The following is a 12738-nucleotide window of genomic DNA, read 5'->3' on the forward strand; positions in this document are numbered from 1 at the left end:
AGGGCCGAGAGCGACATTTAACGTCAGAGACGAATGATCGACATTCGCTCCGATCTCACGCTTATCTCTTGCTCTCTCGGCCAAACAGCATAGCGTTGTACGGGGTTCTAAGCCCTCCGGAAAATCTGGAGAGCTGAGCAATGATTGCACACAACAATTTCCAACACGCCATTCAAGACCGTTTACGCGACCTTGTCGGGTCGTTTGAGGCACGACCCCTTCAGACATCGCGCGTGTTTGACCGATGGCTTGCATCGAGCCTTCTGCAAAAGTCGATACGCAGAGACAAACCCGATCTCGCGTGGCTCGCAGCAAGTTATCTTCTTGAGAACTATCCGGCGTATTTCTGGAGACGACTGCCAATCATAGCATTGGAAGACATCGGTGTTGGCGATCTCGACGTCACCATGATGGCAATTTTGGCTGGGTCCAATACGCGGTTGCGTGTTGAGCTTGGCGGATGCCTTTTGGCCGCAACAGCATTGATCGAGCTGATGTGTGCTGCCACCAAAGATCGTTCAACGGATGATCTGTTTGATGTCGTGTCACGCAGCCCCAATCTGCGGGAAGAGCGCATCGCCACATTTGAGGCTGAGCAGTTGGAGGATTTGTTCAAAAGTGACCCCCCGGGGGGAGGGGTCTTAAACCTTGCGAATTTGATGTTTGTTCAAGCAGGCAGTATCGGCGATCTTCCCGCATCGGCCATCAAGAAGAAGATTTGGGCCGATGTAATCCATCGAAACGCTTCTGACACAACGCCGATGGGATTGGCGGAGACATCACTGTTGGGGCTGAAGACAACGGGTTCAATCCTTGCCCCGATGTTGTTTGCCGTTGGCTGTCATGCAGATACCAAATGCCCTGAAACGGATGACGCTTTGCCTGATAGCCCGACAGGCACCGCGATCCCGACATGGGCAATGGGACAACACACCCGGGTTGGGTTGGATGGGTTCCGACGCTACATTGGCCGATCTCAACGCATTCACGATTTCCTATCAGACACCGCCAATGGTTCTGTCTCTCGGCCCAAAACCATTGGCGGATTAGTGTATCGATTGGACTGCGGCCAACTCAGTCATCGCCGAGACTGTAAATTGGCTGCTGATCTGAAACATCAGGCGACGCACCTCGGATGGGGCATCCCAGACGAAGCAGTCGCGGATGCGCTTTCGATCCTCCGTGATGAGTTTGATCTGGTGAATGCCTGTCGCGCTGAGGCCTTGAGGGCCTATCTGACATGAGCAGGTTTGCAAAGAACTACAGTTGGACTGATCATCGCCTAACCCGGGATAATACTCTCTTATCCCGGCCCACAATTGGCACCGATATTGGCGCTCAAACTGCAAATGCAGCGGTTGATCACTATGTCCGTGAAAGTATCTCAGAAAACACGCGCCGAGCCTATCGGTTTGATCTTGCCCATTTCAAATCCTGGGGCGGAAACTTACCGGCGTCCGCCGACGACGTGGCGCGTTACCTTGCTGAGAATGCCGAAATTTTAACACCTGCGACTCTCGCACGGCGCATTGCCACAATAAGCAAAGTTCATTCCGCCAACAGCTGGCCCAACCCGTGCCGAAGTGAGCTGGTGCGCACGACGTTGCAAGGGATCCGTCGTGCGAAGGGCACCGCGCAGAAACAAGCAAAGCCACTGCTTCGAGATGATCTGTTCCTTGTTCTGGATAGTATCGGAGAAAGCATACGGGATCGCCGAGATCGGGCCTTGCTCTTGCTGGGATGGGCTGGAGGCATGCGTGCTTCAGAATTGGTGGGGTTGAGAACAGACGACATCGAAGCGGTTTCTGAGGGCCTTATATTGCACCTTCGACGTTCAAAGACCGATCAGGAAGGCAAGGGCCGCAAAATTGGCATCCCTCTCGGGCGAACCCGTCACTGCCCCGTCACCGCTCTTGCAACTTGGCAAAAATATCCGGCAGAAAAAGCGGGTCCATTGTTTTGTTCTGTTGATCGTCACGGCAAGGTCTCAACCACGCATCTGCGCAGCGACGCGGTCTCCACGATCTTACGCAATTGCTTATGCAGAGCAGGATTAGCATCCGAAGGCTACAGTGGCCATTCACTGCGGGCTGGGTTTGCCACCAGCGCAATCAAGGCTGGTGTGCCGAACCATAAGGTGAGAGCGCAAACGGGTCACGCATCTGATGTTATGCTAGGCCGCTATGTGCGTGATGCAGGATTGTTCGAGGGGAATGCAGTGCTGGGATTGCTTTAGAGTTTAAACTTCTTGTTGCTGCTAGCGGCCCTTTTCCGCCCTTTGTAAAGGTTGCCGCTTGCGGCCCAAACCGGACCTTCAAGCAGTTTGCGGCTAAAGGCAGGTTTGAGCCCAACACCGGAACTGGCAAATTCGCGCTGCGTGCGGTCGCAGCGCGAAGAATGCTGCGGGTGCTCAAACTTCGGTGCTGCTGCGCGGCGATGATTCCGGTCATTCATACAGTCTGCAGCAGATCTGAGGCCGCGAATTTGCACATTGCGGAACATAGACGACATAGACTCAGCCGCTCATTAGCTTCTTGATGCCGCCTATGAAACTCGCGTCATTCTGGCTCTTGCGCTCGTCCAACAGTCGCTCCGCATCCTCACCGGCACGGAAGCGGAAGCGGAAGCGCAAGCGGTCGCCGGTCTCATTGGCAGCGTTACAGATGACCTCGGCCACCGTTTCGGGCGCGGAGGGATTACGCCCGCCTGCATGGTGCATGTCATCGGGGATGCGGCCTTTAGGTACAAAAATTCATGCACTTACCAATCAGAACGGCCTGCCGATCCGGTTCGAACTGACACCCGGACAGGCCCATGACGCGCCGCCCTGCAAGCACCTTCTGGATGCGCTGCAACCCGGTCAATACGTGCAAGCGGACAAGGCCTATGACGCCGATTGGATCCGCGAGATGATCTGGGAACAAGGGGCCATCGACGTGATCCCGTCCAAATCCAACCGTAAGTTGCCCAAGGATTTTGACGCCGAAATCTACAAAGAGCGCAACAAAATAGAACGCTTCTTTGCCCGTCTCAAAGCCTCTTTCCGCCGCATCGGAACCCGATATGAGAAAACGTCATGCAACTTTCTAGCTCTGATCAATCTGGCATCGGTACGTCTGTGGATCGAGTTTTATGAGTCCGCTGCCTAGCAGATCTGGATTCTGATCGCCGCTTGACTACTGACGCATTGCGATCAGGTTGGCCATAGTACACCGGGGAGTTAAATAAGTTGCTACATAGGCGATGTTGCTCAATGTTGTGACAGGGCTCAAAGAAAGTTTCGATTGGATGAAAAAGAATGCTCTTGATGCAACGGATATTCGTATTCTCAGCGCGGTTCAGAAGCACGGGCAACTCAGCAAGATCAAGTTGGCAGAGATCGTCAATATTTCTGCCACCCCGTGCTGGGCCCGCTTGGACAGGTTGAAGGCTGCGGGTTTCATACGAGGATATCACGCAGAACTCGCGCTGGACCGCATCGTTGACTTTACCCAGGTCATTGTAACTGTTTCTCTGACCCATCACCGAAAGGTGGATTTCGAACGGTTTGAGGCCCATATAATGAGTCTGGACGAGGTCACCGAGTGCATCGCCACGGGAGGCGGGATGGACTATGTGATGAAGACGACAACCCCCAGCCTTGCCTCATTTCAATCCTTAATGAACGACCTGCTATCGCTGGACGTCGAGATTGATCGCTACATGACTTACATCGCGACTCGGCGGGTCAAATCAAGCCAGCCCAATCTTGCAAAACTGGTGGACAGGGCAAGTAATTAACCCCGCACGCCCAAACAGTCTGTTGAAGTTCAAAAATTGGTCTGATTGGTTTGTAACGTGCAAAATTTCAGCCCGCTTTCAATAGCCTTTCAAGACTAAACCTTCGCCAGGTTCAAACACTCCATGGCCAGTCGGGCCACGTGCTAACAAGGGCGAATAACATGACACAAGCAGACGACCTACAATCGGAAGATTTCGGCTTCGGTACACAGATCCGCAAATCTCCCTATTTCGACGCAACAGTTCGCTGGGGCGCAAAAGGATTTTCGGTTTATAACCACATGTATATTCCGCGCGACTTCGGTGATCCGGAACAGAACTTCTGGAACCTGGTGAACGACGCGATCCTGTGCGATGTGGGTGTTGAGCGTCAGGTTGAGATCACCGGCCCGGATGCCGGCAAATTCACTCAGATGCTGACCCCGCGCGATCTGTCCAAACTGGCGGTAGGGCAGTGCAAATACATCATGATCACCAATGTCGATGGCGGGCTTCTGAATGATCCGATCCTGCTGCGTCTGGCGGAAAACAAATTCTGGATTTCGCTGGCTGACAGCGACATCCTGCTGTGGGCGCAAGGCCTTGCCGTGAATTCCGGGATGGATGTCACGATCTGCGAACCCGACGTATCACCGCTGCAATTGCAGGGGCCAAAATCGGGCGAGATCATGAAAGCTCTGTTTGGCGACAGCATCGCGGACCTCAAGTACTACTGGCTGCGTGAGCTCGACCTTGACGGCATTCCGCTGATCGTGTCGCGCACCGGCTGGTCAAGCGAATTGGGTTATGAGCTTTATCTTCAGGATGGATCACGCGGTGATGAGCTGTGGGAAAAAATCATGGCTGCGGGCGCGCCCCTTAACCTCAAACCCGGCCACACATCCTCGATCCGCCGGATTGAAGGTGGCATGCTGTCGTATCACGCTGATGCGGATATCACGAATAACCCATTTGAGCTTGGAATGGACAGGTTGGTGAATCTTGATATGGAGGCTGATTTTATCGGCAAGGCCGCGCTGCGTCGCATCAAGGAAGAGGGTGTAACCCGCAAACAGGTTGGTCTGATTATCGAAGGTGACGCACTGAACGGCCCGAACACCTCTTATTGGCGTATTGAAAAGAATGGTGTGGTTATCGGCAAAGTCACGTCTGCTGTCTATTCGCCGCGTCTGGAACAGAACATTGCGCTGGCGATGGTCGCGACAGAGCATGCCGATCTGGGTACACGGGTGAAAGTCGTGAACAGATCCGGCATCGTGAACGAACCTGGAACGGAAAATGCCACCATCGTGGAACGTCCGTTCTATGATCCCAAAAAACAAATCGCAGCATCATGAACGCCACAATCAGATCAGAGGCCCTGAAAATGTCAGAAATTTCTGTTAACTTGCACTGGCATCGCACCGTGCCTGCTTTGCAGTCAGGCAATTACTCGGGCGAACATGTTGTGCAGTATAATCACAGCAATGAAGTCCAGGTGGACGCGGCCCCTGATTACGGCGGCGATCCTGCCTGCACCAACCCCGAGCAGGCGCTCGCGTCGGCGCTGTCGAGCTGTCACATGCTGACGTTCCTCGCGCTGGCGGCCAAGGCCAAATGGCCGGTGGCCAGCTATCACGATTACGCCGTCGCCCATCTGGGCAAGAACCCGCAGGGGCAGATGTCGGTCACGCGTATTGACCTGCATCCGGTGGTGCGTTTCGACACCGGCTTTCAGGTCAGCGATGCAGAGATGGAGCAGATGCAGGATCGCGCCCATCGTTATTGTTTTATCGCCAATACGCTGGCCAACAGCGTCGAAGTCAACATTCTGTAGACCTCAGAGAAGGAACTGACCCCATGCAAAAGAGCGATATACTGCTGCGCGATCTGGATGATACTGGCATCCTGCGCCTGACCCTGAATGATGTGGGTCGGCGCAACGCCCTGTCCGAGGCGATGCTGGCAGAGCTGGGTGCTGCCTTTGCCAAGGCGGGTACTAATGCGTCGGTACGCGTTATCATTCTCGCGGCCAACGGGCCGGCCTTCTGCGCCGGCCATGATCTCAAGGAAATGACCGCCGGTCGCGCGGGTCCTGATGGCGGCAAAGCTTATTTTACCAAGGTCATGACCTTATGCTGCGGCGTTATGCAGGCGATTGTGAACTGCCCCAAACCTGTCATCGCCGAGGTTACGGGAATTGCAACCGCAGCGGGGTGTCAGCTTGTGGCAAGTTGTGATCTGGCCATTGCGGCCGACACCGCGCAGTTCAGCACACCTGGTGTTCATATCGGCCTGTTTTGCTCTACACCCATGGTGGCCTTGTCACGCAATGTGAATAACAAACACGCGATGGAAATGCTGCTGACCGGTGATATGACACCGGCAAGTCGCGCGGCCGAAATCGGGCTGGTCAATCGCGTGGCCGCAGCCGACGCATTACAAGATGCCACGATGGAAATGGCCGCTAGGATCGCATCGAAATCCAGCATGACGCTGGCCACCGGTAAACGGGCCTTTTATGCGCAACGCGAAATGCCGCTGTCTGAGGCGTATGACTACGCCTCTCAGGTGATGGTCGAGAACATGCTTGCCCGCGATGCCGAGGAAGGCATCGGCGCTTTCATCGAGAAACGTAGCCCCGAATGGCAGGACATCTGAGCCAATGGACACCAATCTCTACAACTCTGGGCTGGACCGTAACCCGGCAAACTATCAGCCCCTGACGCCGCTGACCTTTCTGGAACGCGCCGCCAGCGTCTTTCCCGATCACACCGCAATCGTGCACGGTTCGCTGCGGCGCAGCTACGCGGAGTTTTTCGCGCGGTCGCGGCAACTTGCCTCGGCATTGAGCAAGAACGGGATCGGGCGCGGCGATACGGTGTCTGTATTGCTGCACAACACGCCTGCGATGCTTGAATGCCATTACGGCGTGCCGATGTGCGGCGCGGTTCTGCATTCGATCAACACGCGGCTTGATGCGGCGATCATCGCGTTCCAGCTGGATCACGCAATGGCCAAACTGGTGATCGTCGACAGTGAATTGATGCCGCTGATGCAGGAGGCGCTTGCCCTTGCCACGGTAAAGCCCGTCCTGATCCAGTACGACGATCCAGAATACGATGGTGCGCGCATCGAAGTGAAGACCGCCGATTACGACGTGTTCCTGACGCGTGGCAACCCGGATTTCGACTGGCTGATGCCGCTGGACGAATGGGATGCGATTTCGATCAACTACACCTCTGGCACCACGGGTGATCCCAAGGGTGTCGTGTCACATCACCGCGGTGCTTACCTTCTGGCCCAGGGCAATGCGTTGACCACGTCGATGGCAAAACACGCCGTCTATCTCTGGACCCTGCCGATGTTTCATTGCAACGGCTGGTGTTTCCCCTGGACCTTGTCGGCTATTGTCGGCACCCATGTGTGCCTGCGCCAGGTCCGGGCCGAACCGATCTGGAATGCGCTGGCGGATGAAGGCGTCACCCATCTGTGCGGTGCCCCCATCGTGATGTCGCTGATGATTTCGGCACCGAATGCGGCCAAACGTGACCTTGATCGCACCGTGCAGTTCTTTACCGCTGCCGCCCCACCGCCTGAAAAACTGCTGGCGGACATGAAAACCGCTGGCTTTGACGTCACGCATCTTTACGGACTGACTGAAACCTATGGCCCGGCGGTGGTGAATGACTGGCATCAAGGCTGGTCCGCTCTGCCCGCAACCCGGCAGGCGACGCTGAAGTCCCGCCAGGGTGTGCGCTACTTGCCGCTGGAGGGTCTGGATGTTCTGGACCCGGAAACGATGCTGCCCGTGCCGCGCGATGGCCAGACCATGGGCGAGGTCATGTTCCGCGGCAACGTGGTGATGAAAGGGTATTTCCGCAATCCCGCCGCCACCCAAGACGCCTTTGCCGGTGGCTGGTTCCACTCGGGCGATCTGGGGGTGATGCATCCAGACGGGTATATCCAACTCAAGGACCGGTCCAAGGATATCATCATCTCCGGCGGCGAGAATATTTCGTCGATCGAAGTCGAGGAAACGCTGTATCGCCATCCCGCCGTCGGGGTTGTTGCTGTCGTCGCAATGCCACATGAAAAATGGGGCGAAACGCCCTGTGCCTTCGTCGAACTTGCAGAGGGGCAAGTGGCGGATACCGATACGCTCAAGGCATGGTGCAAAGAACAGCTTGCGCCCTACAAGGTGCCGGGCAAGTTTGTCTTCATGGACATTCCGCGCACCTCGACCGGAAAAATCCAGAAATTCGTCCTGCGTGAACAGGCAAGAGATCTTGGCGCAAAATGACATCAGGCAGATGAGCCATGCACGCAATTAAATCAAGCCGCTCCTAGACCCAAATCTTTGCCGACGGAGGCTCTCTTCCCATGTTTCATTCAATCGATCTAAATGGTTATGTCGCCGTCGTCGTTCTGGACGGGTTCTCAACTTTGAGTCTGGGGTCGATCATTGAGCCTTTTTCTCATCTGGCAAAGTCGTTTCCAGAGATTGCACCAAGGTTGATCCTTGCTGGGCTGGACGGAAGGTCTGTGCGGTCAAAAAGCGGAGTGATGATCGAGTGTGACGAGGACGGAGAGGCCCTGATTGTGCGACTTGGCCGTGGGCGTGCACCCGCGTCGATCATCATTTGCAGCGATACCGAGGCTCGTATCGTTGAGAGGAGCCGACTTCTGTCGCTCTTACGTCTTGCGAACCGAAATGGCGTGTCAATTTACGGCGTAGGCGGTGCGACCTGGCTGATGGCCGAAACTGGCATCCTCAAAGGCGGCAAGGGCACGGTTCACTGGAAATCGCTCGCGGCTTTCGCGGAACAATACAGTGAAGTCTGTACTGAAGATGCGCTTTTTGTCTCAAATGGCTCGGTGATAAGTTGCGCTGGAGAACTGGCCACCCTCGACATGGTGCTGGATATCATTGGCTCGATTTCGCCGCAGGCGGCGGAGGCCACGGCAAATCAATTGCTGGTTTCGTTACCGCGGCGTGGGAATACCAGCCAACCCGGATCACTGGCGCATCGGTTGCGGGATGTGCCCCAGATCCTCTCGGATGCGGTGCGGGTGATGGCGTACAACATCGAGTATCCGTTGCAAGCGACGCAGGTCGCTGAGAAATGCGGTGTGTCTGTACGCCAGCTTGAGCGGTCGTTTCAAAACCACCTGAGCACATCGCCAATGCAGTATTATACGCAGCTGAGGCTGGAGCACGCGCATAATCTGACGATGCAGACAAACATGACCGTTCTCGAGGTGGCTGTGGCCTCGGGGTTTGGCTCTTCCGGGGCGCTGAACAAGAATTTCGCACGCAGGTATGGCGAGACGCCGAAGCAACGCAGACAGAACGCACGACGCCTAAGTGTTGCTGAGGCGCTTTGAAAGCCTTTCTTTATCGTCATCCACAAGCTCTGCTATGCGGGTGGACTGCGCCAAAATCTATCGTAACCTGTGCCCGACGCAGGGAAGGGGACAAAAATGTATCGCATCCGGTTATTCGCTGTTCGCCACGCCCGCAGTTTTGAATGGATCTACAAATGCGTTGAAAGGGTGATGGTTGCCCTTGATCCGTTGTTTTCCCGGATCGGGTACAACAGGGTCGAGCGTCCCGTTGCTATGATCGAAAAGGGCGTAAAAACCTTGCTATTCGATTGCAAAATGTGTGGGCAATGCGTTTTGTCGTCTACCGGTATGTCCTGCCCGATGAATTGTCCGAAGCAATTGCGCAACGGCCCCTGCGGCGGAGTGCGCGACGGCGGGTATTGCGAGGTCAAACCCGATATGAAATGCGTCTGGGTGCTGGCCTGGGACGGGGCAAGCCGCATGAAAGAGGGCGCAAGGAAAATCCGCGAGGTCCTGCCACCGGTCGAGCACACGCTCAAGGGGTCGTCTTCCTGGCTGAGGGTGAGCCGTGAAAAGGCCGGTCAGATGCGCGAGAGCCAGAATGCGGCACGGGTCACGCTGGCGAAGGCGTTCCCCGAAGCGCGATTGCAGGAGCCGGCGGCGGCACCCCTGAGCGTTGAGCCGCCCAAGGCCACGCAAGCGGAGTCTGAGCGATGATTGATTTGGATGGCGTTGGCACCGATCATTTTGCCTATATCAAGCCACCGGAAGGTCATGTCTCACACAGCAGGCTGGAGCGGGTGCTGCGATCAGGCCGATTTGCCGTGACGGCCGAGCTCAATCCACCCGACAGCGCCGATCCTGCGGATGTCTTTGAAGCAGCACAGCCTTTGGGCGAAGTGGCTGATGCGATTAATGCGACCGATGCGTCTGGCGCAAACTGTCACATGTCTTCGATCGGGATATGTGCCTTGCTGACACGCGCGGGCTATTCGCCGGTCTACCAAATTTCCTGCCGCGACCGGAACCGGATCGCGATTCAGGGCGATGTGCTGGGAGCGGCGGCGTTGGGTGTGTCCAACGTCTTGTGCCTGACGGGGGATGGTGTGGGCGTCGGGGATCAACCGGGGGCAAAACCGGTGTTCGATTTCGACTCGCTCACGCTTTTGCGCACGATCCGCACCATGCGCGACAAAGGTGTGTTCCTGTCGGGGCGCAAAATCACCCGCCCGCCGCAGCTGTTTCTAGGTGCGGCCGAAAACCCCTGTATTCCACCCTATGACTGGCGGCCCGACCGGCTGATCAAGAAGATCGATGCGGGTGCCGAGTTCATCCAGACCAATTACATCTTTGACATTCCTCTGTTCGAAAGGTTCATGGCGCGGGTCCGTGATGAGGGCGCAGAGAAGCGCGTGTTCATCATCGCCGGTGTCGGCCCGCTGGCGTCGGCCAAGGCGGCGCGATGGATGCGCAGCAATGTGCCCGGCATCCACATCCCGGATCAGATTATCGCGCGTATGGAAGGGGCCGCGAACCCTTCGGAGGAGGGCAAGAAGATCTGCATTGAGCTTATGCAGCAGTTGCGCGAGATTGAAGGTGTAGCGGGCGTGCACATAATGGCTTATCGCCGCGAGCATCTGGTTTCCAGCATCATTCTGGAATCCGGCGTTCTGGCCGGGCGGCGCTCTGCGAAACGACGATAAAGCTTGCTCTGGTGACGGCCTCGCGGCCGTCAGAAATTCTGAACTCTGAGACTAGACTGAGTCGGTCATGGCTGGATTATGAAATGTCGTGGTCGTTTGGATGTGCGATCTATGTCTCCCGCAACCTCGCCATCGCTCGCACTACTTGCCCCTATTTCGAAAACCTGCTGCACTATGCAAACTTCGACGAATAGTTGGTTTGTAATCAGCTGGGTTCGACGTGATTGAAAGATCGGTCTAGGGAAATCCGCTTCATCGCCGAAAGTTCGCCGCCGCGAATGCGAACATTTTTTGCGTATGCGAAAGCTGCGTTGGCAAAAGGCGGCTCTGTCCCGCGTCTTGATTGTCAATCCTTGTTGCAGCGAAAGGGTGGTTCGGGATTGGAGGCTCGTCGCCGTTTTGAACGACCGCTCTGGTGACCTTGGCTGCAACGCAGCAACAGCCATGCCGCAGTTGCGAGGTTTTTCTGCGTGAGCACTAGCTGCGCCTGCATAAGTCCGGAAAGTCCGCATAGCGGAACTTGGGGCTGACCGCAGCGAACGACAGCAATCCGCCCTTCCTGCAGGCGTTTCTCAACAACAAGAAGGCCCAAACAAGACCTTCATGCAAGCCGCCGCGAAGGACCGGTCAGAGCCCAATGTGTCCGATGCTGCGCATTGTATGAATGTCTGGAATGCGTGATGCTGGGACTGAAAGAGTGCAACGACCGAAAATGGAGATTGGCCTATGGCTGGTGAATTGAATGGAAAAATTGCTGCGGTCACTGGCGGAGCGTCAGGAATAGGGCTCGCAAGTGTCGAGTCGATGCTCTCTGCTGGGGCACAGGTGGTTATCGTTGACCGTGATGCCATTGCGCTGAAGGCAATTTGTGACAGGTATGGCGACGCCGCCATTCCGCTTGTTATCGACCTGTTGGATCCAGTAGATTGCGCGACATTGGTTCCTAAAATTCTTGAGTTGTGCGGCCAGCTCGACATTCTACATTGTAACGCTGGCTCATATGTCGGTGGCGATTTGATTGAAAATGACACCAGTGCCATTGATCGCATGATGAATCTGAACGTCAACGTTGTGATGAAGAATGTACACGATGTATTGCCACACATGATCGAACGAGGATCGGGCGACATAATCGTCACCAGCTCTCTGGCTGCTCACTTTCCCACCCCATGGGAGCCCGTATATGCTTCGTCCAAATGGGCTATTAACTGCTTCGTCCAGACTGTTCGTCGACAAGTTTTCAAGCATGGTATCCGCGTAGGCTCTATATCACCGGGGCCAGTTATCACGGCCTTGCTGTCAGATTGGCCACCGGAGAAACTACAAGAGGCGCGAGACTCTGGAAGCCTGTTGGAAACGAGTGAAGTCGCTGAAGTTGTTATGTTCATGCTGACGCGACCTCGCGGCATGACAATTCGGGACGTTGTGATGATGCCTACAAACTTCGATCTTTAAACGACCGGCCCTCTAAAAATTTACTCAGTCGACGGAAAGCAGACTTTGGCACAATCTCAGCCGAGGTCCGGAAAGTCCGCACAAAGAGCATTAGAAACCATTGCAGCGAAAGTCCGGTTCTTAGAAATGGATGAACGATTTCGTGGCTTGGTGCAAATTTGGTGCAATCGGCACGGATTGTCAGCATTTTCAGTGACAGCCGACGGCTAGTCTCTAGAATAGTATTTATACTATTCAGTGTGTTGACGTTGCTGAGTATCTTCGGATTTCCAGCCGTGTCTTTCTTTTAATCAGTAGGTCTCCGGTTCGAACCCGGACGGTCTCACCATTTTTCCTTTTTTGATCAGATAGTTACGATTTCACATAGAGCGGAGAATTCGGCATGGAAAATCCGGAAGCTTATCGGAATCCTGAGCCTCCCCCTTAAGACCGTCTACTTATTGTCTACTTTTGACTAAAATAGGAAACTATC

Annotated in this window: 12 protein-coding genes; all 12 read left to right on the forward strand. The window is 55.3% G+C overall.

The window, feature by feature from the left end; all coding sequences use genetic code 11:
• Positions 1 to 140: 140 nt before the first annotated feature.
• The 12 genes from C1J02_RS09135 (at position 141) to C1J02_RS09195 (ending at position 12266) form a co-directional block, all read left to right on the forward strand.
• Positions 141 to 1244 carry a hypothetical protein gene (locus C1J02_RS09135; protein ID WP_162798293.1) on the forward strand — a complete coding sequence of 368 codons (1104 nt, stop codon included), beginning with the start codon at positions 141 to 143 and terminating at the stop codon, positions 1242 to 1244.
• Positions 1241 to 2236, forward strand: coding sequence for a site-specific integrase (locus C1J02_RS09140; RefSeq protein WP_114878297.1), 996 nt, complete (start codon positions 1241 to 1243; stop codon positions 2234 to 2236). Before C1J02_RS09135 ends, C1J02_RS09140 begins: the two co-directional genes overlap by 4 nt.
• A 427-nt stretch (positions 2237 to 2663) precedes the next feature.
• Positions 2664 to 3149 carry an IS5 family transposase gene (locus C1J02_RS09150; RefSeq protein ID WP_162798294.1) on the forward strand — a complete coding sequence of 162 codons (486 nt, stop codon included), beginning with the start codon at positions 2664 to 2666 and terminating at the stop codon, positions 3147 to 3149.
• 139 nt (positions 3150 to 3288) lie between these two features.
• Positions 3289 to 3780, forward strand: a complete 492-nt coding sequence (locus C1J02_RS09155; RefSeq protein WP_114880481.1) for an Lrp/AsnC family transcriptional regulator — start codon at positions 3289 to 3291, stop codon at positions 3778 to 3780.
• A gap of 161 nt (positions 3781 to 3941) precedes the next feature.
• Positions 3942 to 5117 carry a glycine cleavage T C-terminal barrel domain-containing protein gene (locus tag C1J02_RS09160; protein ID WP_114878300.1) on the forward strand — a complete coding sequence of 392 codons (1176 nt, stop codon included), beginning with the start codon at positions 3942 to 3944 and terminating at the stop codon, positions 5115 to 5117.
• A gap of 29 nt (positions 5118 to 5146) precedes the next feature.
• Positions 5147 to 5596 carry an OsmC family protein gene (locus C1J02_RS09165; RefSeq protein WP_114880482.1) on the forward strand — a complete coding sequence of 150 codons (450 nt, stop codon included), beginning with the start codon at positions 5147 to 5149 and terminating at the stop codon, positions 5594 to 5596.
• A 23-nt stretch (positions 5597 to 5619) separates the two neighbouring features.
• A complete protein-coding gene (locus C1J02_RS09170; RefSeq protein ID WP_114878301.1) occupies positions 5620 to 6420 on the forward strand; it encodes an enoyl-CoA hydratase in 801 nt (266 codons plus the stop codon).
• Between the two features lie 4 nt (positions 6421 to 6424).
• Positions 6425 to 8062, forward strand: coding sequence for an acyl-CoA synthetase (locus C1J02_RS09175; RefSeq protein WP_114878302.1), 1638 nt, complete (start codon positions 6425 to 6427; stop codon positions 8060 to 8062).
• A gap of 80 nt (positions 8063 to 8142) precedes the next feature.
• Positions 8143 to 9147, forward strand: coding sequence for a GlxA family transcriptional regulator (locus C1J02_RS09180; RefSeq protein ID WP_114878303.1), 1005 nt, complete (start codon positions 8143 to 8145; stop codon positions 9145 to 9147).
• Between the two features lie 96 nt (positions 9148 to 9243).
• Positions 9244 to 9825, forward strand: coding sequence for a methylenetetrahydrofolate reductase C-terminal domain-containing protein (locus C1J02_RS09185; protein WP_114878304.1), 582 nt, complete (start codon positions 9244 to 9246; stop codon positions 9823 to 9825).
• On the forward strand, positions 9822 to 10811 hold the full coding sequence (locus C1J02_RS09190) for a methylenetetrahydrofolate reductase (RefSeq protein WP_114878305.1): 990 nt from the start codon (positions 9822 to 9824) through the stop codon (positions 10809 to 10811). The genes C1J02_RS09185 and C1J02_RS09190 overlap by 4 nt, the downstream gene beginning before the upstream one ends.
• Before the next feature lie 726 nt (positions 10812 to 11537).
• Positions 11538 to 12266, forward strand: coding sequence for an SDR family oxidoreductase (locus tag C1J02_RS09195; RefSeq protein ID WP_114878306.1), 729 nt, complete (start codon positions 11538 to 11540; stop codon positions 12264 to 12266).
• Positions 12267 to 12738: the final 472 nt, after the last annotated feature.

Origin of the sequence: Sulfitobacter sp. SK011 (genome assembly GCF_003352065.1) — a bacterium.
Classification (GTDB): domain Bacteria; phylum Pseudomonadota; class Alphaproteobacteria; order Rhodobacterales; family Rhodobacteraceae; genus Sulfitobacter.

Excerpts from the sequence above, each read along its gene's own strand:
- C1J02_RS09195 (WP_114878306.1), top strand. The coding sequence starts at position 11,538 with ATGGCTGGTGAATTGAATGGAAAAATTGCTGCGGTCACTGGCGGAGCG.
- C1J02_RS09165 (WP_114880482.1), top strand. The coding sequence starts at position 5,147 with ATGTCAGAAATTTCTGTTAACTTGCACTGGCATCGCACCGTGCCTGCT.
- C1J02_RS09180 (WP_114878303.1), top strand. The coding sequence starts at position 8,143 with ATGTTTCATTCAATCGATCTAAATGGTTATGTCGCCGTCGTCGTTCTG.
- C1J02_RS09190 (WP_114878305.1), top strand. The coding sequence starts at position 9,822 with ATGATTGATTTGGATGGCGTTGGCACCGATCATTTTGCCTATATCAAG.
- C1J02_RS09160 (WP_114878300.1), top strand. The coding sequence starts at position 3,942 with ATGACACAAGCAGACGACCTACAATCGGAAGATTTCGGCTTCGGTACA.
- C1J02_RS09155 (WP_114880481.1), top strand. The coding sequence starts at position 3,289 with ATGAAAAAGAATGCTCTTGATGCAACGGATATTCGTATTCTCAGCGCG.
- C1J02_RS09170 (WP_114878301.1), top strand. The coding sequence starts at position 5,620 with ATGCAAAAGAGCGATATACTGCTGCGCGATCTGGATGATACTGGCATC.
- C1J02_RS09135 (WP_162798293.1), top strand. The coding sequence starts at position 141 with ATGATTGCACACAACAATTTCCAACACGCCATTCAAGACCGTTTACGC.
- C1J02_RS09185 (WP_114878304.1), top strand. The coding sequence starts at position 9,244 with ATGTATCGCATCCGGTTATTCGCTGTTCGCCACGCCCGCAGTTTTGAA.
- C1J02_RS09150 (WP_162798294.1), top strand. The coding sequence starts at position 2,664 with ATGACCTCGGCCACCGTTTCGGGCGCGGAGGGATTACGCCCGCCTGCA.
- C1J02_RS09140 (WP_114878297.1), top strand. The coding sequence starts at position 1,241 with ATGAGCAGGTTTGCAAAGAACTACAGTTGGACTGATCATCGCCTAACC.
- C1J02_RS09175 (WP_114878302.1), top strand. The coding sequence starts at position 6,425 with ATGGACACCAATCTCTACAACTCTGGGCTGGACCGTAACCCGGCAAAC.